21 protein-coding genes are annotated in these 25440 nt (G+C 70.4%); 17 read left to right on the forward strand and 4 right to left on the reverse strand.

From position 1 onward, the window contains the following. Positions 1 to 31 precede the first annotated feature (31 nt). The 10 genes from atpD to galE all read left to right on the forward strand — a co-directional run bounded on the left by atpD (position 32) and on the right by galE (position 11311). Positions 32 to 1477: a F0F1 ATP synthase subunit beta gene (gene atpD, locus ACQQ2N_RS02710; RefSeq protein WP_440224135.1), complete on the forward strand. Its 1446-nt coding sequence runs from the start codon at positions 32 to 34 to the stop codon at positions 1475 to 1477. 96 nt (positions 1478 to 1573) lie between these two features. Beyond that, positions 1574 to 1996, forward strand: coding sequence for a F0F1 ATP synthase subunit epsilon (locus ACQQ2N_RS02715; RefSeq protein ID WP_440224136.1), 423 nt, complete (start codon positions 1574 to 1576; stop codon positions 1994 to 1996). A gap of 213 nt (positions 1997 to 2209) precedes the next feature. Beyond that, a complete protein-coding gene (glmU, locus tag ACQQ2N_RS02720) occupies positions 2210 to 3574 on the forward strand; it encodes a bifunctional UDP-N-acetylglucosamine diphosphorylase/glucosamine-1-phosphate N-acetyltransferase GlmU (protein ID WP_440224137.1) in 1365 nt (454 codons plus the stop codon). Positions 3575 to 3602: 28 nt separating this feature from the next. Next, positions 3603 to 4895, forward strand: coding sequence for a nucleotide sugar dehydrogenase (locus ACQQ2N_RS02725; RefSeq protein WP_440224138.1), 1293 nt, complete (start codon positions 3603 to 3605; stop codon positions 4893 to 4895). A gap of 19 nt (positions 4896 to 4914) precedes the next feature. Beyond that, positions 4915 to 5922, forward strand: coding sequence for an NAD-dependent epimerase (locus ACQQ2N_RS02730; protein ID WP_440224139.1), 1008 nt, complete (start codon positions 4915 to 4917; stop codon positions 5920 to 5922). A 70-nt stretch (positions 5923 to 5992) separates the two neighbouring features. After that, complete coding sequence (locus ACQQ2N_RS02735) at positions 5993 to 6613, forward strand: XrtA/PEP-CTERM system exopolysaccharide export protein (protein ID WP_440224140.1); 621 nt, start codon at positions 5993 to 5995, stop codon at positions 6611 to 6613. Between the two features lie 36 nt (positions 6614 to 6649). Then, positions 6650 to 8194 carry an XrtA system polysaccharide chain length determinant gene (locus ACQQ2N_RS02740; RefSeq protein WP_440224141.1) on the forward strand — a complete coding sequence of 515 codons (1545 nt, stop codon included), beginning with the start codon at positions 6650 to 6652 and terminating at the stop codon, positions 8192 to 8194. Next, complete coding sequence (locus ACQQ2N_RS02745; RefSeq protein WP_440224142.1) at positions 8191 to 8970, forward strand: polysaccharide biosynthesis protein; 780 nt, start codon at positions 8191 to 8193, stop codon at positions 8968 to 8970. The genes ACQQ2N_RS02740 and ACQQ2N_RS02745 overlap by 4 nt, the downstream gene beginning before the upstream one ends. A 27-nt stretch (positions 8971 to 8997) precedes the next feature. Next, complete coding sequence (locus tag ACQQ2N_RS02750) at positions 8998 to 10290, forward strand: hypothetical protein (protein ID WP_440224143.1); 1293 nt, start codon at positions 8998 to 9000, stop codon at positions 10288 to 10290. A 31-nt stretch (positions 10291 to 10321) separates the two neighbouring features. Further along, positions 10322 to 11311: a UDP-glucose 4-epimerase GalE gene (galE, locus tag ACQQ2N_RS02755; RefSeq protein ID WP_440224144.1), complete on the forward strand. Its 990-nt coding sequence runs from the start codon at positions 10322 to 10324 to the stop codon at positions 11309 to 11311. Positions 11312 to 11339: 28 nt separating this feature from the next. On the opposite strand, the gene ACQQ2N_RS02760 is transcribed toward galE, so the two are convergent. Further along, complete coding sequence (locus tag ACQQ2N_RS02760; protein ID WP_440224145.1) at positions 11340 to 12344, reverse strand: polysaccharide deacetylase family protein; 1005 nt, start codon at positions 12342 to 12344, stop codon at positions 11340 to 11342. A gap of 278 nt (positions 12345 to 12622) precedes the next feature. On the opposite strand from ACQQ2N_RS02760, the gene ACQQ2N_RS02765 reads away from it, so the two are divergent. Both ACQQ2N_RS02765 and ACQQ2N_RS02770 read left to right on the forward strand, forming a co-directional pair. Continuing rightward, entirely contained in the window at positions 12623 to 14077 is a 1455-nt protein-coding gene (locus ACQQ2N_RS02765) for a right-handed parallel beta-helix repeat-containing protein (RefSeq protein ID WP_440224146.1), read from the forward strand. Then, positions 14074 to 15291, forward strand: coding sequence for a hypothetical protein (locus tag ACQQ2N_RS02770; protein ID WP_440224147.1), 1218 nt, complete (start codon positions 14074 to 14076; stop codon positions 15289 to 15291). The genes ACQQ2N_RS02765 and ACQQ2N_RS02770 overlap by 4 nt, the downstream gene beginning before the upstream one ends. Here ACQQ2N_RS02770 and ACQQ2N_RS02775 read toward each other — a convergent pair. The 3 genes from ACQQ2N_RS02775 to ACQQ2N_RS02785 are packed head-to-tail and all read right to left on the reverse strand — an operon-like array spanning position 15288 to position 18577. After that, the gene (locus ACQQ2N_RS02775; protein WP_440224148.1) at positions 15288 to 16280 is read right to left on the reverse strand and encodes an NAD-dependent epimerase/dehydratase family protein; all 993 of its coding nucleotides are present in this window, start codon (positions 16278 to 16280) and stop codon (positions 15288 to 15290) included. The two genes, ACQQ2N_RS02770 and ACQQ2N_RS02775, sit on opposite strands and share 4 nt — an antisense overlap. A gap of 1 nt (position 16281) precedes the next feature. Then, a complete protein-coding gene (locus ACQQ2N_RS02780; RefSeq protein WP_440224149.1) occupies positions 16282 to 17409 on the reverse strand; it encodes a Gfo/Idh/MocA family protein in 1128 nt (375 codons plus the stop codon). A gap of 46 nt (positions 17410 to 17455) precedes the next feature. Further along, positions 17456 to 18577, reverse strand: a complete 1122-nt coding sequence (locus tag ACQQ2N_RS02785) for a glycosyltransferase (RefSeq protein WP_440224150.1) — start codon at positions 18575 to 18577, stop codon at positions 17456 to 17458. 188 nt (positions 18578 to 18765) lie between these two features. Here ACQQ2N_RS02785 and ACQQ2N_RS02790 point away from each other — a divergent pair, with 188 nt between their 5' ends. From ACQQ2N_RS02790 to ACQQ2N_RS02810, 5 genes are all read left to right on the forward strand, one after another. After that, complete coding sequence (locus tag ACQQ2N_RS02790) at positions 18766 to 20325, forward strand: lipopolysaccharide biosynthesis protein (RefSeq protein WP_440224151.1); 1560 nt, start codon at positions 18766 to 18768, stop codon at positions 20323 to 20325. 127 nt (positions 20326 to 20452) lie between these two features. Next, on the forward strand, positions 20453 to 21571 hold the full coding sequence (locus tag ACQQ2N_RS02795) for a glycosyltransferase family 2 protein (protein ID WP_440224152.1): 1119 nt from the start codon (positions 20453 to 20455) through the stop codon (positions 21569 to 21571). Between the two features lie 44 nt (positions 21572 to 21615). Further along, a complete protein-coding gene (locus tag ACQQ2N_RS02800; RefSeq protein ID WP_440224153.1) occupies positions 21616 to 22890 on the forward strand; it encodes an O-antigen ligase family protein in 1275 nt (424 codons plus the stop codon). Further along, entirely contained in the window at positions 22887 to 24089 is a 1203-nt protein-coding gene (locus ACQQ2N_RS02805; protein WP_440224154.1) for a glycosyltransferase, read from the forward strand. The genes ACQQ2N_RS02800 and ACQQ2N_RS02805 overlap by 4 nt, the downstream gene beginning before the upstream one ends. A gap of 182 nt (positions 24090 to 24271) precedes the next feature. Then, entirely contained in the window at positions 24272 to 25438 is a 1167-nt protein-coding gene (locus tag ACQQ2N_RS02810; RefSeq protein WP_440224155.1) for a GNAT family N-acetyltransferase, read from the forward strand. The last annotated feature ends 2 nt before the right edge of the window (positions 25439 to 25440 follow it).

A 25440-nucleotide genomic window follows, 5' to 3' on the forward strand; every position in this document is an offset into this window, starting at 1 on the left:
CAGCCGTTTCGAAGCCACAGGTAGCACATCCATGAGCTCAGCCAACACCGCAGGCAAAGTCGTACAAATCATCGGCGCCGTCGTCGACGTCGAGTTCCCGCGCGATTCCGTGCCGAAGGTGTACGACGCGCTCACGATCGACGGCATGGCGATCACGCTCGAGGTGCAGCAGCAGCTCGGCGACGGCGTCGTGCGCACGATCGCGCTCGGTTCGACCGACGGCCTCAAGCGCGGCCTCGTCGCCAAGAACACCGGCGAAGGCATCAAGGTGCCGGTCGGCAAGGCGACGCTCGGCCGCATCATGGACGTGCTCGGCAACCCGATCGACGAAGCCGGCCCGATCGGCGAGCAGGACCGCTGGGTCATCCACCGCGGCGCCCCGTCGTACGACGACCAGGCGGCGGCCAACGACCTGCTCGAGACCGGCATCAAGGTCATCGACCTGGTCTGCCCGTTCGCGAAGGGCGGCAAGGTCGGCCTGTTCGGCGGCGCCGGCGTCGGCAAGACCGTCAACATGCTCGAGCTCATCAACAACATCGCCACGCAGCACGCCGGCCTCTCGGTGTTCGCGGGCGTCGGCGAGCGAACGCGTGAAGGCAACGACTTCTACCACGAGATGATCGACGCGGGCGTCGTCAAGCTCGACGACAAGACGCAGTCGAAGGTCGCGATGGTGTACGGCCAGATGAACGAGCCGCCGGGCAACCGCCTGCGCGTCGCGCTGACCGGCCTGACCATGGCCGAGTACTTCCGCGACGAGAAGGACGAGACCGGCAAGGGCAAGGACGTGCTGTTCTTCGTCGACAACATCTACCGCTACACGCTGGCCGGTACGGAAGTGTCGGCGCTGCTCGGCCGCATGCCGTCGGCGGTCGGTTACCAGCCGACGCTCGCCGAGGAAATGGGCGTGCTGCAGGAGCGCATCACCTCGACGCGCACCGGCTCGATCACCTCGATCCAGGCCGTCTACGTCCCGGCCGACGACTACACCGATCCGTCGCCGGCGACCACGTTCGCGCATCTGGACTCGACCGTGGCGCTGTCGCGCGACATCGCGTCGCTCGGCATCTACCCGGCCGTGGACCCGCTCGCCTCGACGAGCCGCCAGCTCGATCCGCTCGTGATCGGCCAGGAGCACTACGAGACCGCGCGCCGCGTGCAGGGCACGCTGCAGCGCTACAAGGAGCTCAAGGACATCATCGCGATCCTCGGCATGGACGAGCTCTCGGAAGAGGACAAGCAGGCCGTGTCGCGCGCGCGCAAGATCGAGCGCTTCTTCTCGCAGCCGTTCACGGTGGCCCAGGTCTTCACCGGCGCGCCGGGCAAGTACGTCTCGCTCAAGGAGACGATCCGCGGCTTCAAGATGATCTGCGACGGCGAGTGCGACCACCTGCCGGAGCAGGCGTTCTACATGGTCGGCGGCATCGACGAGGCCTTCAAGAAGGCCGAGGACATGGGCGTCAAGAAGGCGGCCTGATGAAGCCGGGCGCCGGCCACGCGCCGCGTGGGGACTCGTCCCCGGCGCGGCGCTGACGCCCCGCCCACCCGTGCAACGAGCAAGGCGAGACAGAACATGAGCACCATCCGCTGCGACATCGTCAGCGCCGAGGCAGAGATCTTCAGCGGCAACGCGCAGATGGTCGTGGCCTCGGGCGAGCTCGGCGAGCTCGGCATCACCCCGCGCCACGCCCCGCTGATCACGCGCCTGCGCCCCGGCCAGGTGCGCGTCATCCTCGAGAACGGCGAGGAGCAGTCGTTCTACGTGTCCGGCGGCATCCTCGAGGTGCAGCCGCAGGTCATCACGGTGCTGACCGACACGGCCGTGCGTGCCGCCGACCTCGACGAGGCCGCCGCGCGCAAGGCCAAGGAAGAAGCCGAGCGTGCGCTGGCCAACCGCGGTGCCGCGATGGACATCGCCGAGGCCCAGGCCCAGCTCGCCCAGGCGGCGGCGCAGCTGCAGGCCCTCGAGCGCCTGCGCCGCAACCTCAAGCACTGAGTCTTCGCGATATCGCGTGACGACGAACGCCGGCCACGTGCCGGCGTTTTTCGTTTTCGGGAGCACGCTACCGGCGTCACCGCGGCCGGCCATGTGCAGGGCGCGCACGCCGCCACGGCCCCGCATCGCCCGCGCCGTCGTGAAGCCCGTCACACCTCTTCGCCGCGCCACGGATTTCCGTTAAGGTGCCGGGCCAGTCCAGGGGATGCCGCCATGTCTGCCGTACCGCTGCACGTCGTGATCCTCGCCGCAGGCGAGGGCAAGCGCATGAAGTCGTCGCGGCCCAAGGTGCTCATGCCGCTGGCAGGCCGGCCCATGCTCGGCCACGTTCTCGAGGCGGCGCGCTCGCTGTCGCCGGTCGCGATCCACATCGTCTACGGCCACGGCGGCGACCAGGTCCGCGCCGCGTTCGCCGATCCCGACCTCTCCTGGGTGCACCAGCCCGAACAACGCGGCACCGGCCACGCGGTCAAGCTCGCGATGGCCGCGATCCCCGAGGACGCGCGCGTGCTCGTGCTCTACGGCGACGTGCCGCTGATCAGCCACCGCACCTTGTCGCAGCTGCTCGCGCATCCCTCGCCGCTGGTCGCGCTCGTGACCCAGCTCGAGGTGCCGTACGGCTACGGCCGCGTCGTGCGCGACGGCATCGGCCGCGTGCGCGCGATCGTCGAGGAGAAGGACTGCAGCCCCGAGCAGCGCGCGATCACCTGGGTCAACAGCGGCATCCTGGTCGCCGATTCGCGCCGCCTGCGCGTGTGGATCAACAACCTCTCCGACGACAACGCGCAGCACGAGTACTACCTCACCGACATCTACGCGCAGGCCAACGAGGAAGGCGAGCCCGCCGAGGCCAGCCACTGCACCAACCCGCAGGAAGTCTTCGGCGCCAACGATCCCTGGCAGCTCGCCGCGCTCGAACGCCTCTACCAGCGTCTGCGCGCGACCGAGCTCGCGACCGCCGGCGTGCGCTTCGCCGATCCCGTGCGCTTCGACGTGCGAGGTTCGGTCACGGTCGGGCGTGACGTCGAGATCGACGTCGACGTGATCCTCGAAGGCCGCGTCGAACTCGGCGACGAGGTCACGATCGGTCCGTTCACGCGCATCGCCAACTCGCGTCTCGCCGCGGGCACGATCGTGCGTGCGCATTGCGACCTCGAAGGCGTCGTCACGCATGGTCCTTGCGTGGTGGGCCCGTTCGCACGCCTGCGGCCGGGCACCGAACTCGGTGCCGGCACGCGCGTCGGCAACTTCGTCGAGACCAAGAACGCCGTGTTCGCCACGGGCTCCAAGGCCAACCATCTCAGCTATGTCGGTGACGCCGAGGTCGGCGCCTCCGCGAACATCGGCGCCGGCACGATCACCTGCAACTACGACGGCGTGAACAAGCACCGCACCGTGATCGGCGACCACGCCTTCATCGGCTCGAACTCCGCACTCGTCGCGCCGGTCACGATCGGTGCCGGCGCGACGGTCGGCGCGGGTTCCGTCATCACACGCACAGCCCCGGAAGGCGAGCTCACGATCGCACGTGGACGCCAGGTCACCGTGCCGGGCTGGCAGCGTCCCAAGAAGACCTGAGCGCCCCTTTCCCATCCGGACTCCCTGCATGGCTTCGGCTCCCCTGCCCGCTCCCTCCGACATCCGCGTCGCGATCCTCGGCCTCGGTTACGTCGGCCTGCCGCTCGCGGTCGGCTTCGGCCGCCAGCTGCCGACGCTCGGCTTCGACATCAATGCGGCGCGCATCGCCGAGCTCAGGGACGATCGCGACCACACGCTCGAGGTGTCGAGCGAGGAACTGCGCGACACGCCGCAGCTGGGCTTCAGCGCGGACCCGGCCGACCTCGCGCAATGCAACGTGTTCATCGTGACCGTGCCGACGCCGATCGACGACGCCAAGCGTCCCGATCTCGGCCCGCTGGAGTCGGCGAGCCGCACGGTCGGCCGCGCGATCAGGCCGGGCGGCATCGCGATCTTCGAGTCGACCGTGTACCCGGGCGCGACCGAAGAGGTCTGCGTGCCGATCATCGAGCGCGAATCGGGCCTGCGCTTCAACGTGGATTTCTTCGCCGGCTACAGCCCCGAACGCATCAATCCCGGTGACAAGCAGCACCGACTCGAGACGATCATGAAGGTCACCTCGGGTTCCACGCCCGAGGTCGCCGACGTCGTCGACGCGCTGTACCGCCGCGTCATCACGGCCGGCACGCACAAGGCCTCGAGCATCCGCGTCGCCGAGGCCGCCAAGGTCATCGAGAACACCCAGCGCGACCTCAACATCGCGCTCATCAACGAACTCGCGCTGATCTTCCACCGCATGGGCATCGATACCAGCGAGGTGCTCGCCGCGGCCGGCACGAAGTGGAACTTCCTGCCGTTCCGTCCCGGCCTCGTCGGCGGCCACTGCATCGGCGTCGATCCGTACTACCTGACGCACAAGGCACAGCAGATCGGCTACCACCCCGAGGTGATCCTGTCGGGCCGCCGCATCAACGACGGCATGGGCAGCCACGTTGCCCAGCGCGTCGTGAAGCTCATGACGCAGCGGCGCATCCACGCGGCAGGCTCGCGCATCCTCGTGCTCGGCCTTGCGTTCAAGGAGAACTGCCCGGACCTGCGCAACACGCGCGTGACCGACGTCGTCGACGAGCTGCGCAGCTACCATGCCAACGTCGACGTGCACGATCCCTGGGTGAGTGCCGCCGAGGCGCAGCACGAGTACGGCCTCACCCTCGTCGACACGCTCGAGGACGGCCTCTACGACGCGATCATCCTCGCCGTCGCGCACCGCGAGTTCATCGAACTCGGCGCGGCGCGCATCCGTGCACTCGGCAAGCCCGGCTGCGTGCTGTTCGACGTCAAGCAGGCGCTGCCGCGCGACGCGGTCGACGACCGTCTCTGAGGACGAAGGAAGACACGCCATGAAGGTCCTCGTCACCGGCGCCGCCGGCTTCATCGGATCCACGCTCAGCACGCGCCTGCTCGAGCGCGGCGACGAAGTGCTCGGCTACGACAACGTCAACGACTACTACGATCCGCGCCTCAAGGAGGCACGCCTCGCCCGCCTCGTCGACCGGCCGGGCTTCTCGTTCGTGCGTGCCTCGCTCGAGGATCGCCCGGCGCTCGAGCAGGCGTTCGCACGCTTCGGCCCGCAGCGCGTGGTCAATCTGGCCGCACAGGCCGGCGTGCGCTACTCGCTCGAGAACCCGCACGCCTACATCGACAGCAACATCGTCGGCTTCACGAACATCCTCGAGGCCTGCCGCCACGGCGGCGTCGAACACCTCGTCTACGCCTCCTCGAGCTCGGTCTACGGCGCCAACCGCAAGCTGCCGTTCTCGGTGCGCGATCCGGTCGACCACCCGGTCAGCCTGTACGCCGCGACCAAGAAGGCCAACGAGCTCATGGCGCACACCTACAGCCACCTGTTCGGCCTGCCCACGACCGGGCTGCGCTTCTTCACCGTGTACGGCCCGTGGGGCCGACCGGACATGGCGCTGTTCCTGTTCACGCGCAAGATCCTCGCCGGCGAGCCGATCGAGGTGTTCAACCATGGCAGGCACACGCGCGATTTCACGTATGTCGACGACATCGTGGAAGGCGTGATCCGCACACTCGACCGCGTGCCGGGCCCGGATCCGGCGTTCGACCCGCTGCAGCCGACGCCGGCCTCCTCGGGCGCGCCTTATCGTGTCTACAACATCGGCAACCACGACCCGGTCGAACTGTCGCGCTACATCGAGGTCATCGAGGCCAGCGTCGGCCGGCGAGCCGAGAAGATCCTGCTACCGCTGCAGCCCGGCGACGTGCCCGACACCTGCGCCGACGTCGAGGAGCTGAGCCGCGACACCGGCTACGCGCCGTCGACGCCGATCGAGGTCGGCGTGGAGCGCTTCGTGGCCTGGTACCGGGACTACTACAGGGTTTGACCGAGGTCGCGTACACCCGAAATTCTGTGATACGTTTCACATTATCGAACCGGGGAAGGGAGGTAGGACCGTGTACGTCATCGTTCGCACCCTGATGGCCTGCGCCATGCTGCTGCTCGCAGCCTGCGCGACCGCACCACGCTCCACCGACGCGCCTGCGGTCGATCCGCAGGTACAGGCTGTCGAGGCCTACCGCATCGGCGTCGACGACAGCATCCGCGTCGCCGTGTGGCAGAACCCCGACCTCAACGTGACCGTGCCGGTCCGTCCCGACGGCAAGATCTCGGTACCGCTGGTCGGCGACGTCGAAGCCGGCGGCAAGACGCCCGAAGAAGTCTCGGCCGACATCCGCACGCGCCTCGAGGCGTTCGTGCGCAATCCCCAGGTCACCGTCATCGTCGACCAGCTGCGCAGCCACGAATACCTGTCGCGCGTGCGCGTGACCGGTGCGGTGCGCACGCCCGTGTCGGTGCCGTTCCGGCAAGGCATGACGGTACTCGACGCGGTGCTCGCCGCGGGCGGCACCAACGAGTTCGCCGCCGCCGACCGCACCTCGCTGTACCGCCGCGCCGGCAGCGGTACGCAGACCTACGCGGTACGCCTGGACCGCATCCTGCAGAAGGGCGACCTGCAGACGAACTACGGCGTGCAGCCCGGCGACGTGATCACCGTGCCCGAACGGGCGTTCTGATCCCCGCAAGGCCACGCGCAAAGGATGCCGACACCGATGACCCCCGATGCGATCACCCCGCTCACCGAGCTGGTGCCGCCGTTCATCCGCGAAGCACGCCGCCACGGCGTGCTGCTTGCGGTGCTGTTCGTCGTCATCGCGGCCCTCGCGCTGGTCGCCGGCATCCTGTGGCCCAAGGCCTACGTGTCCTCGACGACGATCCTCGCCCAGGGCAGCGACATCATCCAGCCGCTGCTCGAGGGACGCGCCGTTCCCACGGGCGTGACCGATCGCGCCGGCCTCGCACGCCAGGTGATCTTCAGCCGCAAGGTGCTCGAGGACGCGCTCGAGACCGGCGGCTGGGACAAGGACAAGCCGAGCGCGGTCGCACGCGACCGCCTCATGGAGCAGATCAAGGACCGCACGAGCGTCTCGAGTCCGCGTCCCGAACTGGTCCAGATCGCCTACCGTGATCCCGAGCCCGAGCGCGCCTACCGCATCGCCGCGCGTTTCGCGGCACAGTTCATCGAGGAAAGCCGCCTCGCCAAGGAGCGCGAGAGCCGCGAGGCGTTCGAGTTCATCGACAACCAGGTCAAGGACTACCACCGCAAGCTCACGGGTGCCGAGGAAGGCCTGCTGCAGTTCCGCTCGAAGAACGCCGATGCACAGCCGGGCAGCGCGACCGATGCGACCGCGCGCATCGGTGCGCTGCGCACCCAGGTCGAGCAGGCGCGCATGCAGCTCATGGAGCAGCAGTCGCGTGAATCGGCGATCGTCGCGCAGATGTCGGGCGAATCCGAGGTCACCGCCGTGCAGACGCGCGAAGGCCTCTACCGTGCCCAGCTCATCGAGCTGCAATCCCAGCTCGACCGCCTGTTGCTGACCTACACGGAGCAGTATCCGGACGTCGTCCGCACGCGCATGCAGATGCAGGACATCCAGCGCCAGCTCGAGGCCGAGCAGCAGCGGCGTGCCGCGTCGCCCGGTGCACAACAGAGCCCGTTCGACAACGCGCAGTTCAACCCGCTCTACCAGGAGCTGCGCCTGCGCCTGGGCGAAGTGCGTCGCGAGGTCGCCGCGACGCGTTCGCGCATGAGCGCGAGCGAGTCGATGCTGGCCGACGAACTCGACCGCAGTCGCCGCATCGCGGCATCCGAGGGCGCGCTCGCCGAGCTCACGCGCGACTACGAGGTCAACCGCGATATCTACCAGGACCTCCTGCGCCGTCGCGAGAACGCACGCGTCTCCATGGTGCTCGACGAGGAGCAGCGCGGCCTGCAGTTCCGCATCCAGGATCCCGCGACGCTGCCGCTGCGCCCTTCCGGACTGCGCCTGACCCACTTCGCCGCGGCAGGCCTCGGCCTCGCATTCCTGATCCCGCTGGGACTCGTGTTCGCGCTCGTGCGCTTCGATCCTCGCGTGCGCACGGCGACCCAGCTCGAGCGCGCGACCGGCATGAAGGTCCTCGCGACGATCCCGACCTACGCGACCACGCGCGAGAAGCGGCGCCAGCGCCTGCGCCTGGCCATCGCCTCGCTGCTCGTCGTCGGCGTGCTTGCCGGCTACGCTTCCGTGTACTGGATCAGGGTGCTCACCGCATGACCTCGCCCGGAAACGACAACGACCTGCCCGACCACGTCGGCGCGGCACTCGGCGCCGCTGCGGGCGACATCGCCAGGCGCGCGAACGCATCGCGTTCGATCTCGCGCATCGTCGAACCGACGCCGCTGATGCCCGCCCGCCTCGAGGAGCGACGCCTGATCCATCGCGAGCAGTCCGTGCGCGAGCAGGCCGATGCGTTCCGCGAGGTGCGCACCGCGCTGCTCGCGCTCGGCGACGGCCGCAACTTCATCACGATGGTCGCGCCGGTCAGCTCGGGGTCGGGCGGCAGCTTCGTCGCGCGCAACCTCGCCGCCGCGTTCGCGTTCGACGAGGCCAAAACCGCCTTGCTGATCGACTGCGACCTGCGCCATCCGTCACTGCACCGGGACCTCGTCGTCGATGCCGAGCGTGGTGGCCTCACGGACTACCTCGACCATCCGGCGCTCGGCGTCGAGAACATCCTCTACCACACCGGCGTGCCGCGCCTGCGCCTGATCCCGGCCGGGCGCCAGCGCGAGACCAGCGGCGAGTACTTCACGTCCTTCCGCATGCGCGCGATGCTCGACTCGCTGCGTTCGCGCTACGCCGACCGTTACCTGTTCCTCGACGGTCCCGCGGTGCGCAATTCGCCCGATGCGCAGATCCTCGCCGACCTTGCCGACTACGTCGTGCTCGTCGCCGGCAGCGGCCGCGACACGCCGGCGGCGATCCAGAAGGCGGTCGCGCGCTTCGATCCGAACAAGCTCGCCGGAGTCGTTCTCAACGAACTGCCCTGAGCGGCAGCGGTACTGGAGGGATTCGCGATGCGCAGAGGAACCGTTGCCCTTGCCGCGCTGCTGTTCGGCGGCGCCGACGCCGCGCACGCGTGGCGGGTCGAGGGATTCGCCGAGCTCGGCCTGCTCCACAGCGACAACATCGGCCTCGATGCCGAGGGCCAGGTGTCGCAGAACGTGCTCGTTCCGAGGGTCGGCATCACGTTGTTGGAGACCGGCTCCACGGTGCAGGCGCAGGTCGCCGCACTGATCGAGTACCGCGACTACCTCGGTGGCGCATTCGCGAGCGACACGCGCGGCAGCCTCGACGCCGCGGTCAACTGGTCGATCGTGCCGGAACGCTTCGCGTGGACGTTCGCCGACAACCTCGGCCTCTACCCGGTCGACCTGCGCGCGCCCGACACGCCGTCGAACCTGCAGCAGGTCAACGTGTTCAGCACCGGCCCGACGTGGCGCATGCGGCTCGCGCCCAACACGACGGGCCAGGCCGAGCTGCGCTACGCCGATGCGCGCGCCGAGGAGGACACCGGCTTCGACTCGTCGCGTTACGCGGCCGCCTACCGCCTGTCGCATGCACTGTCGCCGTCACGCAACCTGCTCGGCAACGTCGAGTTCCGCCAGGTCGATTTCGACAACGACCGCCTCGCCACCGACTACGACCGCTGGGACGTGCACGCGGGCTACACGCAGACGTTGTCGGCGCTCGACCTCGCGCTCGCCGCGGGCTGGTCGCGCCTGTCCTTCGACGACGGCCGCAGCGCGAGCGGCCCGCTCGTGCGCGGCAGCCTCGACTGGCGCGCCGCGCGCAACACGCTCGGTGTCGCGGTCGCCTGGCAGTTCTCCGACGCGGCCACGCAACTGGTGGACGCCCCCGGGTCGTTGCGCGGCCCCCTCGGCGCGGTCGGCATCGGCCATGTCGACGTCAGCCCCGACGTGTTCGAGGAACGTCGCGTGACGCTGCGCCACGCCTACGAAGGCGCGCGCCTCGTCACGGGCGCGCACGCCTATGTCGCACGCATCGCGTACGAACAGGTCACGACCACCTTGTCGGACGACCGCGACGACGTCGGCGGCGGTGTCGACGTGGCCTACCGCCTGCGCCCGCTGCTGCGCATCGGCGCGCTCGCCGGCATGGAGCGCCGCGACTACCGCCGCGCCGGCACGCGCGACAGTGACCGTTACTACGGGCTCTACCTCTCCCAGCAGTGGGCGCGCCACTGGAGCTGGCGCCTCGACCTGACCCGCAACGAACGCACGTCCGACATCGCCGACCTGACGTACGACGAGAACGTCGCCTACGTCAGGATCACCTACACGCTCTGACGCGCACCGTCACGCATCCGGAGAACAGCGCTTGGGCAGGATCCTCGTCACCGGCGGCGCCGGCTACATCGGCAGCCACGTCGTCCGCCAGCTCGTGGAGCGTGGCGAAACCGTCGTCGTGCTCGACAACCTCAGCACCGGCTTCCGCGACGCGGTGATCGGCGCGGAACTCGTCGTCGGCGACATCGGCGACCGCGTGGCCGTGGACGCCCTGCTCGGCACGGGCGACATCGACACGGTCATGCATTTCGCCGCGCACACCGTGGTACCGGAGTCGGTATCGAATCCGCTCAAGTACTACGGCAACAACACCTGCGGCACGCGCAGCCTGCTCGCGGCGTGCGCGGAGGCCGGCGTCGCCCATGTCGTGTTCTCGTCGACCGCCGCGGTCTACGGCATGCCGTCCAGCGGTGTCGCCGACGAGGACACGCCGACCCTGCCGATCAACCCGTACGGCTGGTCCAAGCTCATGAGCGAGACGATGCTGCGCGACCTCAGCGCGGCGACGCCGCTGCGCCATGTCGTGCTGCGCTACTTCAACGTCGCAGGATGCGATCCGGGCGGGCGCATCGGCCAGAACACGCCGAACGCGACACTGCTGATCAAGGTCGCCTGCGAGCATGCCGTCGGCAAGCGCCCTGGCCTCGCGATCTTCGGCACCGACTACGACACGCCGGACGGCACCTGCATCCGCGACTACATCCATGTCGAGGACCTCGCCGCGGCGCATCTCGGCGCGCTCGACCACCTGCGCGGAGGCGGTGCATCGACGACGCTCAACTGCGGCTATGGCCACGGCTACAGCGTGCGCGAGGTGCTCGAGGCCGTCCAGCGCATCAGCGGCACGCGCCTGGACGTGCGCGAGGAGCCGCGCCGCGCCGGCGATCCGCCCGCGCTCATCGCACGCAGCGAGAAGCTCGCGAAGATCTTCGGGTGGACGCCGCGCCACGATGACCTCGACGTGATCGTGTCGACCGCGCTCGCGTGGGAACGCACGCTGCTCGCGCGCGGCGTGCGCTGAGGTCGACGCGGGCATGCGCACGAGGCGCTCAGGTGTAGGGGCGGCGGCAGAACACGTGCGGCAGCTGCACCATCGCGCGGAAGAGATCGGTGTCGACATGCGTCTCGATCGCGACGCGCGGCATGTCGTAGCGGTCCGAATCGCGCGTGGCGAATCCGCCGTAGTACGAGAACGCGTAGCGCACGCCGAGGTCGGCGAGGCAGGCACGCGTGTTGGCGTCGAACGCGTCGCGCGCGCCGACCGGATAGGCGAAGAAATCCATCGGCGTGTGGAGCTCCTCGCGCAGGCGCATCGCGCAGGTCGTGAGCTCGTCGCATTGCTCGTCCGCCGACAGTCGCGACAGCACCGGATGGCTGACCGTGTGGCCACCGATCGTCATGCCGTGGTCGCGCATCTCGCGCAGCATGTCCCAGTCCATCCAGTAGCGGTCGAACGCGGGATCGTCGTCGACGCCGCTGGCGCCGCGGATGTGCGCGAGGAAGCGCGCCGATTCCGCGGATGGAAGCCGCTTGTAGGCCTTGAGGAGCGTGCGGATCGCCGGCGTGCGGTCTCCGCCGGGACCGAGGTCGAGCGGCTCGTCGAGCCATCCGGCGGCATCGAGCCGGCGCAGCGGCGACGCCCGCACGAGGTGGGCGATCTCGTCCCACCACGGTATGCGGGGCTTGTCGATGAAGCCCGTCGCGACGAAGAACGTGCCCGGGACCCCGTGGCGGCGCAGGATCGGATAGGCGATCTCGTAGTTGTCCCGATAGCCGTCGTCGAACGTGATCGCGACGTGGCGGCCACGGCGGGAAGCGAGCGCAGCGGGGATGTCGGCGGGCGAGATGACGTCGCAATGCGAGGCCAGAAACGCCACCTGTTCGTCGAACGCCTCGGCGCTCGCGCTCCACAGTTCGCGATCGAACGGCGAGTCGCCGCCGTCGCCGATGCGGTGGTAGTTGAGGATCAGCACGCCGTCCGGCCGGGTCAACGACGCGACGAGGCCGCGCGTGCCGGTCAGCGCCAGGGCTTTCGCAACGATCCTGCTCTTCACGTGGCGCCTCCCTGGCATCGCCCCCGCGACGCCACCTCGCGCTGTGTCCACCGCGCGAGGGTCGACGCACGCGGCATGCTGCGCACGGCCTGCGCGGACGCGCGCGCACCGGTGTGCATCGACGCGAGGGCGCATCCATACGATGAAGGTTGTACCGGAATCCTCGCCCCCTGGCCGCTGCCGCTTCCCCGGCGGCAAGCCCGCGTAGTAGAACCGATCGGCCAGCCCAGCTCAACCGCCGGGCCACCGCATGCCATCCGGCCCGGCAAGGAGTCCGCATGAACGCCATCCGCCTGCTGGTGGCTGTGCTCGCCCTCGCTCCGACGAGCGCTCCCGCGCGCGAGTGGTTCGTGTCCACCGGTGGCGACGATGCCACCGGCAAGGGCAGCCTCAAGCAGCCGTTCCGCACGATCAAGCGCGTGCTGAGCACCAGCAACGGCGTGGCGCGCGCCGGCGACACGATCACCGTGCGCGGGCCGGCCGGCAACGCGACCTACAACGAATGCGACGTGCGCCTGCGCGTGCCGCTGACGCTGCGCTCCCATCCCGGCGAGCGTGCCCACATCCATTGCGACATCACGACGCCCGACAGCGTCACGGTACAGATCGACGCCGGTGCGTCGGGCAGCCGCCTGTCCAACCTCGAGATCAGCGGCGGTGCCTATTACGGCGTCATGCTGCAGACCGACTGGTACCGCGGCGAGGGCGAGCACCTGACCGGCGCGTCGGACGTGATCCTCGAGGACCTGCTGATCCGCGACACCGGCCGCGACGGCATCAAGGTCACCCCGCGCTCGGATCGCGCCACGATCCGCCGCGTCGAGATCCGCAACACCGGCGCGATCCACCCGCCCGGCACGCCGCTCGACAAGCGCAACGCCGACGGCATCGACAACGTCAACGGCTCGGGCATGGTCGTCGAGGACAGCTACATCCACGACATCTCCACGACCGGCCTGTACTTCAAGGGCGGCTCGGCCGACGTCATCGTCCAGCGCAACCGCATCGAGAACACCGGCATGGCCGGCATCCTCGTGGGCTTCGACACGAGTCCGGAATTCTTCAACCTCGACGTCAACCCGCAGTACTACGAGTCGGTGCGCGGCATCGTGCGCAACAACCTCGTGCGCAACACCGACTACGCCGGCATCGGCCTGTACGCGGCCAAGGATGCCCTCGTCGCCAACAACACGATCGAGAACGCCGCGCGCGTCGGACACGCCGCGATCTACTTCGGCGTCACGTTCCAGGACTGGGAAAAGGAGGCCAGGCGACCCGCGACGATCAACCCGCGCATCGTCAACAACCTCGTCGTGCGTCCCGCCGGCACCTGCGTGGAGATCCGCTGGTCGCGCGAGCTCGGCGGCCTGTCGGCGCTCGACGGCGCGACCGGCATGAACGCCAACGGATACGACGCGACGCGGAGTCCCTGCCGCTTCGTCGACCATCGCCCCGGCAGCCCGTTGCGCGGTGGCGGCGATCTCGATGCATGGCGCACCCTGCCCGACACCGAGGTCCGCGGCATCTCGGCGCGCTTCTCGCTGGACGCCCGCGGGCGACCACTGCCCGGCGACGCCTCGATCGGCGCGGGCATCGTCGTCCGCGAGGTCGTCGACGATGCCGAAGGGCATGCGCGCCGCGCGCCTTACGATCTCGGCGCCTTCGCCGCACCGGCGCAGACCGCCCCGCCCGCCACTCCCGCTCCCGCCTCCCCTGCCCACGGTTCCCGATGACCCCGATGCTCTGGTTCGCCGCTTTCGCCCTCCTCGGCCTGCTCGGCCTCGCCGCCGCCGCGCTGCACCTGGCAAGGCGACGCAACATCACGGCCTGGCTCATGGCCTACCTGCGCCAGGACTGGCGCACGCCGGTGCCGCAGGGCACGACGCGCCACCTGCTGTTCTGCTTCGTCGATCACTACGAGCCGGCATGGGGCAAGCCCGACCTCGCGCTCGAGCGCGCGCGTGTCGCGCGCTGGCGCGCCGATCTGCCGAAGCTCTGCGAAGGCCATCGCGACGCCGACGGGCGACCGCCGGTCCACTCGTTCTTCTACCCCGAGGAGGAGTACCGCGAGGAGCACCTCGACGCACTCGTCGAGCTGTGCCGACTCGGTCTCGGCGAGATCGAGATCCACCTGCACCACGACGGCGACACCGAGGCACAGCTGCGCGAGAAGCTCTCGCGCTTCACCGAACTGCTCGCGAGCCGCCACGACGCGCTGCCTCGCGATCCGGCAACCGGGCAGCCGCGCTGGGCCTTCATCCACGGCAACTGGGCCCTCGACAACAGCCACCCGAGTGGACGCCACTGTGGCGTCGACAACGAACTCATCGTGCTGCGCGAGGAAGGCTGCTATGCGGACTTCACGCTGCCGGCCGCGCCCGATCCGTGCCAGACCAGCACGATCAACCGCATCTACTGGGCCAAGGACGATCCGCAGCGCCCGAAGTCGCACGACAAGGGGCCCAACGTGCGCGTCGGCGGCGGCACCGGCGGCGACCTCATGATCCTGCAGGGCCCGCTCGGCCTGCGCTGGAACAGCCGCAAGTTCGGCATCTTCCCGCGCATCGAGAACGGCGACATCCGCGCCGTGTCGCCGCCGTCGCGCGACCGCATCGACGCCTGGGTCGACACCGGCATCCACGTCGAGGGCCGCCCGGAGTGGATCTTCGTCAAGATCCACACGCACGGCGCCGAGGACTGCGACATGGACACCCTGCTCGGCAAGGCCATGGACGACGCGTTCACGCATCTCGAGACGCGCTACAACGACGGTCGCTTGTGGAAGCTGCACTACGTCAGCGCACGCGAGGCCTACAACATCGCCAGGGCCGCGGAGGCCGGACTCGACGGCGACCCGGGCCTTTACCGCGACCACGTCATCGCGAGGCCGGCCTATGCCACGGCAGCCGAGCGTGACCTTCCGGCGGGCGCCGGCACGGCGCGTTAGGGCAGTTCGCGCTCGAGGGCTTCGCGGGCGCCCGGCGCCCGGAAGCCGAGTGCGCGCAGCCTTTCGCCCGAGTAACGCAGGGGCTTCCATGTCGCACGCACGCGGTAACGCGTCAGCGGCGCGGGGAGGCGACCGCGCGACCAAGCACGCAGGCGTTCGGACAGTCCGGCGATCCGCAGCAGCATCGCGTAAGGCAACGTCACGACGCGCAGGCCGGGCGCATGCGCGCGTCGCCATCGCGACAGGTAGTCCCGGCAGCTGACCGGATCCTCGTCGACGACGTCGTAGGTGTCGCCGTCGAAACGCGCATGCGTGGCCGCGAACACCAGCGCGGCCGCGCAATGGTCGACGTGCGCGAGCGGCAACGTGTTGTCGCCGCCGACCGCCACGAACACGCCGCGGCGCGGGCCGAAGCCGACACGCGCCACCGGCGCGAGCCGCCCGCGACCGTACAGCACGCCGGGACGCAGCACGACGAGCGGCAGCCCGTGACGCGCAAGCGACGCGCGGAACAGGCGTTCCTGCTCGAGTTTCGCGTACGCGTAGAGATCGCGCCGCGCCGGCGACGGCTCGACGGGCGTCGTCTCGTCGACGAGCGCACCGTCGTCGAGCACGGCGGTGCCGTACACGCTGAGCGAACTCGCGAGCACGATGCGCGGCGGTGCCGGCATCGCAGCTGCGGCGTCACGCAGGTGGCGCGAGGTGGTCAGCGTGCCGTGCACGATCGCGGCGACGTCGCCGCGCATCGCCGCGGCGAGATGGTAGACCAGCGACACGCCCTGCAGGGCACGCGCCGCATCCTCGACGGTATCGAGCGTACCTTCGACGCGCGTCACGACGGGATCCGCACCCGCCACGGCCTCGTCGAGCGCGCGCGTGTCGCTGCCGGGCCGCACGAGCACGCGCACGTCGGGCACCGCATCGGCCACCAGCCTGCGCAGCAGCGCCACCCCGAGGTAGCCGGTCGCACCGGTGACGAGGACGGCCATGTCAGCGCGCCCAGGGCATCGGGTCGATCGGCGCGAAGCGCGAACGGATCGGCACGCGTGCCGGACCCTCGAGCGATGCGGTGATCGCGAGGGCGATCTCGGCCACGTGCAACGCCAGTTCGGCCGACAGGCGGCTCGGCCTGTCCTCGCGCAAGGCACGCGCGAGTTCGGTCGGGCCGAGGCAGAAATCGACCTTGCGCCGTCCCTTGGAGAGCCGCCGGGCCTCGTCGTCGCCGAGCAGGCGCTGGCGTGCGTTCCACGGCGACTCGGTGGTGCGGCCGCGCCAGGTCAGGCGACGGCGCACGCGCACGGCCGCCTCGGGCGTCCACATGTCGTCGACCGACAGGATGCCGTCCTCGCCGAAGATGCGCAGCTGGTGGTCGTGGCGCGCGACGATGCTGCAGGTCAGCCGCGCCACGATGCCCGACTCGAACGTGATGCCGGCCACCGTCATGTCGGCCGCCTGCTCCTCGAGCGGTACGCCGAGTCCCTTCTCGGCAACGCATCGCGCCCCGAACGCGGTCACGCTCTCGGCAGGCCCGAAGAAGGCGGCGAGCCACGTGAGTGCATAGCCGGCGTGTTCGAGCGTGTTGCCCACGCGCAGCTCGTCCTCGTACGGCCACGGCGCGCCGGACCTGCCGCGCCAGCGCTTCACGCCCATGCGGTGCAGCAGGCCGTCGTCCATCTCGGCGTAGACGAGGTGCGGGCGCCCGATGGCGCCATCCCGGAGCAGCTTCCACGTGGTCTGGGCCGGACGCCCGAGCAGCCGGCTCGGCGCGCCGGAGAGGCGCAGGCCGCGCGCCGCCGCGCGGGCGACGAGATCCTCGGCCTCGCCGACATCCATCGCGAGCGGCTTCTCGGAGTACACGTGCTTGCCGGCCTCGAGGCAATCGCGGGACACCTCGTAGTGGCTGGCCGGGTGGGTCAGGTTGAGCACGGTCTCGACGCGTGCGTCCTCGAGCAGCTCTTCGAACCCCGTGTACGAAGGCACGTCCCAGGTACGGCAGAACAGGGCGAGGCGCACCGGGTCGCGATCCCACGCGCCGACGAGCTCGAGGTCGCCATGGCGGCGCAACGTATCCATGTAGAGGTCGGCGACGAAACCGCATCCGACGATCGCAATGCGCACTGCGCGGTCTCCTTGGTGGGTCGTCACCGCGCCGCCGGGCGACGCGTCACGCCGGCAGCGCCGCCGCGTAGACCGCATCATAACGGGCGCACATCGCCTGCATCGACGCGTTCGCCTCGACCCAGGCACGCGCGGCCGCACCGAAGCGCGCGCGCTGGCCGGCATCGGCGAGCAGCGCGCCGACCGCCGTGGCGAGCGCGGAGGCATCGTCGGTCGGCACGAGTCGCCCCGTCGCCCCGTCGGCGACGATCTCGGGATTGCCGCCGACGGCGGTCGCGACGATCGCGAGCCGGCTCGCGCACGCCTCGAGCAGGGCGATCGACAGGCCTTCGGTACGCGAAGGCAACGCGAACACGTCGAGCGCCGGCAGCAGGTCGGCGATGTCGGAGCGTGCGCCGGCGAACACGACGCGCGACGCGATGCCGAGCGCCGCCGCCTGTTCGCGCAGCGGCGCCGCGAGGGGACCGTCGCCGAGCAGGACGAGATGGACGTCGGGATGCGCCCGCGCGAGCAAGGGCATCGCCTCGAGCATGGCGGCGTGGTTCTTGAGCGCGACGAGCCGGCCGACGCAGCCGACCAGCGGCACGTGCGAGGGGATGCCGAGGGCCTCGCGCGCCGCCGCGCGCGAGGCCTCCGTCCGCGCGTAGCGCTCGACCGGCACGCCGTTGAAGACCGTCTCCGCGCGCGATGCGGGAACGATGCCGCGCGCGACGAGGGCATCGCGCGCGCCGCGCCCCACGAGTGCGATGCGCGCGGTGCGCGCGAGCGAGGCCCGGTAGAGCCAGCGCAGGCGGCGCTGCGCGAGGCGCGTACCCATGTTGTGGCAGGTGTTGACCAGGCGGATGCGCGCCATGCCGAGGGTGGCGAGCGCGGCGTAGTAGTTCGGCACGAAGTTGTGCGTGTGCACGATGTCGGCCCGCGCGCAGGCGGTGCGCAGCGCGCGCAGCACGCCGAGGTCGAGCGTGCCGCGCTTGCCGCCGACGACCACGGGCACGCCGCCGGCCTCGAGCACGGCGCGGAATCCCTGCGTGGCGGCGAGGCTGAAGACGCGAACGCGGTGCCCGCGCGCCTGCTGCTCGAGCGCGAGGTCGGTGACGACGCGCTCGAGGCCGCCCGTCTCGAGCGTGTCCACGACATGGACGATGGCGGGCGCGGCGGATGCGTGCATCGGGTCCGGGAAGCGGGAGCGGCGTCGAAGTGTGTCAGATGCCCCCGGCGCCAGCCAGCCGCGACGAAGCCCGCTCGCGGCGATACCGCAGCCACGCGCGTGACCGTATGATGCGCCGGCGTCGTGCCGCCGCGCGCGTCGCGACGATGCCCCGCCTCGCGGGTCCACGCCTTCCAGCCGGTCGAAGCATGAATCAGCCCTTCAGCGGCGTGGCCGCGATCCGCGCGGCGATGATGGTGATGGGCTCGACCTACGTCACCTATGCCCTGGGGCTGCTGACCAGCGTACTGGTCGCACGCAGCCTCGGGCCGGACGACTTCGGTCGCTACTCCTATGTCGTCTGGCTGGCCGGCATGCTCATCGCGTTCGGCAACAACGGCCTCACCACCACCGCGATCCGCTTCGTCTCCGAAAGCCTGGGCCGGCGCGCCGAGGACGACGCACGCCGCGTGCACGGCTGGCTGCGCCGCCGCCAGCTCGCCTGCCTCGCCGCGGTCGGACTCGCGGTCGTCGCGCTGACGCCGTTCCTCGAGCCGGCGGGCTGGGAAGGGCACCGCACCGCGTTCCTGCTCGTCGTGCTCGCCGCCGGCATCGCCAAGGCGATGTTCCTGTTCGACGTCTCGGTCGCCAAGGGCCACGGCCTGTTCGGAGTCGAGGCCAAGTCGACCGTCGTGCTGAGCCTGCTCAACATCGTCGCCGTACTCGCGCTGCTCGCCCTCGACGCACCGCTGATCGCCTACATGACGCTGTTCGCGTTCGTCGGCATCGGCTACGCGATCGCCTCGGCGACGATGCTGCACACGGCGCGCATCGCCCCGTCCCGCGAGGCACCGGGGGACGACCTCCTCGCGCGCCTGCGCAGGCATCTGTTCTGGACGGTCGTGCTCACGGTGGCACTCGCCTTCAGCAACAAGTCCATCGAAACCTACCTGCTCAACGCCCTCGTCGGCCCCGCCGAAGTCGGCTACTTCGCGATCGCCGGTGCACTGACGCGCGGCGGCATCGACCTGCTGTCCTCGGGCCTGACCACCGTGCTCATGCCGATGATGGCGCACGCGTTCGGCGAGGGCGGCATCGCGCGCGTCAACGCGATCATGGCCGGCGCGGTCCGCTACTTCATGTTCATCGGCCTGCTGCTGGCGGGCTCCGGCGCGCTCGTGGCCGACCTCGCCGTCGCGATCATGTACGGCGAGCGCTACGCGCCGGTCGTCGACCTGCTGCGCATCATGATCGTCGTCGGCGGCCTCACGCTGGCCGAAGGCGCGTTCACCGCCCTGCTCGCCACGACCGACAACCAGCGCCTGCGCGCGACGTTCGCGGTCGTGTCGATCGGCGTGACGGCGCTGTTCGCGATCGTGCTGATCCCCGAGTACGGCCTGACCGGCGCGGTCGTCGCCCATGCGTCGTCGCGGCTGATCGTGTTCACGGGGATCGGGATCGGCATCCTGCGCCGCATGCGCGTGGCCATGCCGTGGGGAGCGCTCGGGCGCCTGTTCGCGGCGGCCGCCCTCGCCGCACTGGCCGCCACGCTGCCGCTGCTGCTCGTGCAGGGCGTGTGGGTCGAGGCCGCCGCGGCCGTGGTCTATGCCGTCGTGTTCGTCGGTGCGACGGTCGCCCTGTCGGCGTGGAGCGCCAGCGACATCGTCAACATCGCCGCGTTCACGCGACGCTACCCGCGCATCGGCGACCGCGTCGGACCCGTGCTCGAGCGCTGGGCGCAACGTCTGGAACGTCGCGAGGCGCCGTGAAGGCCTGTGGACAGCCGCGCGATCGCGCGGGCATCCTTGACGCGATGGAAACAGGGGAAGGACACGTGCCGAGCGCGCGCGCCAGCCATGCAGGGACGATGCATGCCGTGACCACGGGCGTGCCGCGGTGAGCCTCCTGTTCTGGATCAGCGCGGCACTGGTCGCGTACACCTTCGCGGGTTACCCGCTGTGCATCGCACTGCTCGCGCGGCTCGCCCCCCGCCCGGTCGCGCGTGGCGATGCCTGCCCGACCGTCACCGCCGTGATGGCCGTGCACGATCCCGGCCCGATGCTGCAACGCAAGCTCGACAACCTGCTCGCCCTCGACTACCCGACCGATCGCCTCGACATCGTCGTCGCCTGCGACGGCTGCCGCGACGGGTCCGCCGACGTCGCGCGCGCCAACGACCCTGCGCGCGTGCGCGTGCTCGCGTTCGAGGAGCGGCGCGGCAAGAGCCGCTGCCTCGACGATGCCGTCGCGACCGCGACGGGCGAGATCCTGCTCATGATCGACGTGCGCCAGCGCATCGAGCCGGGCGCACTGCGCGCACTGGTCGCGCCGTTCGCCGACCCCGCCGTGGGTGCCGTCGGCGGCGAGTTGCGGTTCGAGGATCCCGACACCGGCTTCGCCGCGAGCGTCGATGCGTACTGGCGCTACGAGAAGGCGATCCGCCACGCCGAAAGCCGCAGCGGCTCGGTGATCGGCGTGAGCGGTGCGTTCTACGCGATGCGCCGCGCGCTCTACGCGCCGCTGCCGCCCGGCACCGTGCTCGACGACGTGCTGACGCCGATGCGCCTCGTGCGCGACGGCCACCGCGTCGTGTTCGAACCCGGCGCGATCGCCTGGGACGTCGCCTCGCGCGACGCAACCTCCGAGCGTCGCCGCAAGATCCGCACGCTCGCCGGCAACTACCAGTTGCTCGCCCTCGCGCCCTGGCTCGCGAACCCGTTCGCGAATCCCGCGTGGTGGCGCTTCACGAGCCACAAGCTGCTGCGCCTGCTCGCGCCGTGGCTGCTCGTCGCGCTAGGCGTCACCACCCTCGTGCTCGCACCGCGTCATCCGTTCTACCTCGCCTGCCTCGTCGCGGCGACCGCGGCGGTGGGCGCGGTCGCGGCCGGCCATGCCGTGCCACGCATCGGCCGCTTGTTGCCGGTGCGCCTGCTGACCGCGTTCCTGCACATGAACCTCGCCGCCGCGCAGGCGCTGTTCGCATTCGCGCGCAACCGCACGCTGCACCTGTGGTGACCCGCATGCCTCCCCACGCCTCGACGACCCGGGCCTGAGAGACGATGGCCGCCTACTTCTTCATCGTCCTCTACCTGCTGCTCGTGCTCGTGCGCCCGCAGGAGTATCCGGCCTTGGCCGGTTCCGGCATCCCGATCCTGCCGGCCGTGCTCGGCCTCGCCGCACTGACCTGGCTGTTTTCGCGGCAGAAGCGCTTCGACGCGCCCTCGTACGTGCTCGTGGTGGCGTTCCTGGCCGCGACGATGGCGTCGCTCGCGCTGAGCGGCTGGGTCGGCGGCGCGGTCGAGCAGCTCGCCAACTTCGCACCGACGGTGATCGCGTTCTTCCTGCTCGCCAATGCGGCGACGCCGCAGAAGCGCATCGCCTTCGTCATGACCGTGTTCGTGGCCAGCGCGGCGCTCATGGCCGTGCACGGCGCCGAGCAGTCCGCGCTCGGCGAAGGCTGGACCGGCATGCCGCTGGTCGACGACGGCCGCATCCAGTACGTCGGCATCTTCAGTGACCCGAACGACCTCGGCATGCTGTTCGTCATGTGCATGCCGATGGCGTTGTTCCTCGGCAGCCGCGGCGGCCTGCTCGGCCTGCGTCGCCTGTTCTGGTACGCGGCCTGCGTACTGCTGCTCTACGGCGTCTACCTGACCAACTCGCGCGGCGCGCTGCTCGCCGTGGTCGCGATGACCGGCGTCTACGTCTGGCAGCGCCGCGGCCTGTTCGCGGCCGGCGTCCTCGGCGCGCTGGCCCTCGCGGCGCTCAAGCTCATGCCGTCGCGACTGAGCGAGCTCGACGTGCAGGAGCGCTCGGCCGCCGGTCGCGTCGATGCCTGGTACGAGGGCATGCAGATGCTCATCTCGCATCCGTTCTTCGGCGTCGGCACCGGGCGCTTCACCGAGCACCACCCGCTGACCGCGCACAACTCGATCATCCTCGTGCTCGCCGAGAACGGCTTCATCGGCTTCACGATCTGGTTCGCGCTCGTCGGCTACGCGTTCTGGATGATGATGCGCATCCTGCGCCAGCCCGCGCCCGAGGGCGATGCCATCGTGCAAGGCACATGGCGTACCGACCGCGCGATCGCGCTGACCCTGCTCGTGTCGCTGTCGGGTTTCTTCGCCGCGGCATTCTTCCTGAGCCGCAGCTACGTGATCCTGCTCTACCTGCTCATCGCGCTCGTGGTCGCGCACTTCAGCGGCGTGCGCGACCGCTTTCCGCACATCGCGCCGATGCTGCTGCGCAACGACCTGTTGCGCTGGCCGGCGCTCGCCGCGGTCGCCACGGTCGCGTTCTACGCGATCCTCAAGGTGCTGCTTGCCCTCGGATGACGAACGACCACGCTCCCGCCTCCTCCCGCCTGCGCATCGCGCTCGTCACGCCGATCCTCCCGGTGCCGCACGACGCCACGCGTGGCCGCTACATCCACGAGACGGCACGCGCGCTGTCCACGCTCGCGGACGTGCGCGTGTTCTTCCCGCAGCTGCGCTACCCGCGCCTGCCGGGACTCGCGCCGCGCAGCTTCCTGCAGGGCGAGGTCGGCCCGGATTTCCGCCTCGACGGCATCGACGTCGAGGCCTTCACCTACCCGGGCCTGCCGGGGCTGTCGCGCGCGACCAATGGCTTCGTCGAAGGCCTCGCGCTGACGCCGCGCGTGCGCAGGTTCGCACCCGACATCGTGCTCGCATACTGGATCTACCCCGACGGCGCAGCCGCCGTGCACGCCGCGCGGCGCCTCGGCGTGCCGTGCATCGTCGGCGCGCGCGGCTCCGACATCCACGTGCGCTCGGGCGTCAACGTGCTTCTGACGCGGCGCACCCTCGCGCGCGCCGACGCCGTGCTGACGGTGAGCCACGCGATGCGCGCCGCGGCGACGCGCGATTTCGGCGTTCCCGCCGGCAAGGTCACGACGATCGTCAACGGCATCGACACGGGCGTGTTCCACCCGCGCGATCGGGCCGCGATGCGCGCGAAGCTCGGCATCGACGCGGAGGCGAAGCTCGTCGTCTACGTCGGCCGCTTCGTCGAGGCCAAGGGCATGCGCGAGCTCGTCGAGGCGTTCCGCCGCCTCGGTTCGCGCGACCCGCACATCCAGCTCGCGCTGGTCGGCGACGGCGTCATGCGCGCCGAACTCGAGGCACTCGTGCAGGCCAGCGGACTCGGCGCGCGCACGCACCTGCCCGGGGCGATGGCCCCCGCCGGCGTCGCCGAGTGGATCGGCGCGTCGGACGTGCTGACCCTGCCGAGCTGGTCGGAGGGCTACCCGAACGTCGTCGTCGAAGGCATCGCCTGCGGCTGCCCGGTCGTCGCGACCGATGTCGGCGGCACGCGCGAGATCGTCGATGCCGGCAACGGCATCCTGATTCCGCCACGCGATACGGACGCGCTCGAGCACGCGCTCGACCAGGCCCTCTCGCGCGACTGGGATCACGCGGCGATGGCGGAGGCGATGGGCCGCGGCTGGGCCGATGTCGCGGCCGACACGCTGGCAGCCTGCCGGCGCGTGCTGGACACCCGCGCGGCACGATGATCGCCCGCGGAGACGATCGGGGCGATTCTGAGACTTGCATCACATATTGAGGTCGCTTTATGGTTCGGGTTCCGCTTTGCGCGACACGACCTCATGCCGACCATGGACCAGGCAGCACGCGGCGCGTGCCCCACGCCGTTCCCCCTACCCGCCCCGCCCGGGCCCGTCACGGGCGCCACCGGATGACGGGCGCACGCATCACGCGTGCCGAGCTGCTCGATGTCGCGGACTGTCCCGACCTGCACGATGCCTGGTGCCGGCTGCAAGCCGGCGCGACCGGCTCGCCGTTCACCTCGTGGCGCTGGGTGTCGACATGGCTGGCCATGCTGCCGGCGAGCGCGCGTGCACTCGTGTTCCGTGCCTCCGATGGCGATGACGTCGTCGCCCTCGGCCTGCTCGTGGAGGTCGAGGAATCGGGCACGCGGCGCATCTTCGGCAGCCGCATGCTGCACTGGCAGGAGACCGGCGACGCGACGCTCGACGAGATCACCGTCGAGTACACGGGCCTGCTCGTTCGCGAGACGCACGCCGAAGCCGCCTACGCCGCGCTGCTGGGCATGCTCGGGGCCAGCGATCGTTCGTGGCGCGCGCTGCGCCTGAGCGGTTCGACCCACGGCCACTGGATCGCACGTGCGATGCCGGCCGGCCTGCGCGCCTTCACCGAGCACGAGGATGCCTCGTGGTTCGTCGACCTCGCCGCGACGCGCGCGGCCGGGACCGACTACCTGCACCGCCTCAGCAAGAGCACGCGCGCCGGCCTGCGCCGCACCGAGCGCGCGTATGCGGCGCTCGGCGAGCCGCGCCTGGAGCTCGCGCCGGATCCCCGGACCGCGCTCGCGTGGTTCGGCGAGCTCGACGAGCTGCATACGCGCTACTGGCGCGCCAAGGGCCGCCCGGGTTCGTTCGCGAGCGCGCCGTTCCGCCGGTTCCACGAGGACCTCGTCGTGCATGGCCATGCCGAGGGACTCACCCAGATCATGCGCGTGACCGCCGGCGAGCACCTCGTCGGCTACCTCTACCACCTGGTCTGGGACGGCTGGGCGCATTTCTACTCGAGCGGCCTGCATTACGGCCTGCTCAAGCGCGAGGATCGTCCCGGCTACCTCGCCCAGATGCTCGCGATCCGCCACTACGAGGCCGCCGGCCTGCAGGCCTACGACTTCATGGCCGGCGCGAGCGAGTACAAGCGCATGATGAGCACGCACCGCCGCCCGATGCACTGGATCCGCATCAGTCCGGCGACGTGGCGGCTCGCGCTCGAGCGCGGCATCGTCTCGCTGCTGCGCGGCAAGTCGCCACCGCCGGCGCTCGCGCCGGCCGGTCCCGCCATCGTCGCGCTGCGCGGCTGAGG

Source organism: Dokdonella aquatica, assembly GCF_051987395.1.
In the GTDB taxonomy this organism is placed as follows: domain Bacteria; phylum Pseudomonadota; class Gammaproteobacteria; order Xanthomonadales; family Rhodanobacteraceae; genus Dokdonella.

Coding starts and splice junctions, on each gene's coding strand:
- atpD (WP_440224135.1), top strand. CDS start 32: ATGAGCTCAGCCAACACCGCAGGCAAAGTCGTACAAATCATCGGCGCC.
- ACQQ2N_RS02715 (WP_440224136.1), top strand. CDS start 1,574: ATGAGCACCATCCGCTGCGACATCGTCAGCGCCGAGGCAGAGATCTTC.
- glmU (WP_440224137.1), top strand. CDS start 2,210: ATGTCTGCCGTACCGCTGCACGTCGTGATCCTCGCCGCAGGCGAGGGC.
- ACQQ2N_RS02725 (WP_440224138.1), top strand. CDS start 3,603: ATGGCTTCGGCTCCCCTGCCCGCTCCCTCCGACATCCGCGTCGCGATC.
- ACQQ2N_RS02730 (WP_440224139.1), top strand. CDS start 4,915: ATGAAGGTCCTCGTCACCGGCGCCGCCGGCTTCATCGGATCCACGCTC.
- ACQQ2N_RS02740 (WP_440224141.1), top strand. CDS start 6,650: ATGACCCCCGATGCGATCACCCCGCTCACCGAGCTGGTGCCGCCGTTC.
- ACQQ2N_RS02745 (WP_440224142.1), top strand. CDS start 8,191: ATGACCTCGCCCGGAAACGACAACGACCTGCCCGACCACGTCGGCGCG.
- ACQQ2N_RS02750 (WP_440224143.1), top strand. CDS start 8,998: ATGCGCAGAGGAACCGTTGCCCTTGCCGCGCTGCTGTTCGGCGGCGCC.
- ACQQ2N_RS02765 (WP_440224146.1), top strand. CDS start 12,623: ATGAACGCCATCCGCCTGCTGGTGGCTGTGCTCGCCCTCGCTCCGACG.
- ACQQ2N_RS02770 (WP_440224147.1), top strand. CDS start 14,074: ATGACCCCGATGCTCTGGTTCGCCGCTTTCGCCCTCCTCGGCCTGCTC.
- ACQQ2N_RS02775 (WP_440224148.1), bottom strand. CDS start 16,280: ATGGCCGTCCTCGTCACCGGTGCGACCGGCTACCTCGGGGTGGCGCTG.
- ACQQ2N_RS02785 (WP_440224150.1), bottom strand. CDS start 18,577: ATGCACGCATCCGCCGCGCCCGCCATCGTCCATGTCGTGGACACGCTC.
- ACQQ2N_RS02790 (WP_440224151.1), top strand. CDS start 18,766: ATGAATCAGCCCTTCAGCGGCGTGGCCGCGATCCGCGCGGCGATGATG.
- ACQQ2N_RS02800 (WP_440224153.1), top strand. CDS start 21,616: ATGGCCGCCTACTTCTTCATCGTCCTCTACCTGCTGCTCGTGCTCGTG.
- ACQQ2N_RS02805 (WP_440224154.1), top strand. CDS start 22,887: ATGACGAACGACCACGCTCCCGCCTCCTCCCGCCTGCGCATCGCGCTC.
- ACQQ2N_RS02810 (WP_440224155.1), top strand. CDS start 24,272: ATGACGGGCGCACGCATCACGCGTGCCGAGCTGCTCGATGTCGCGGAC.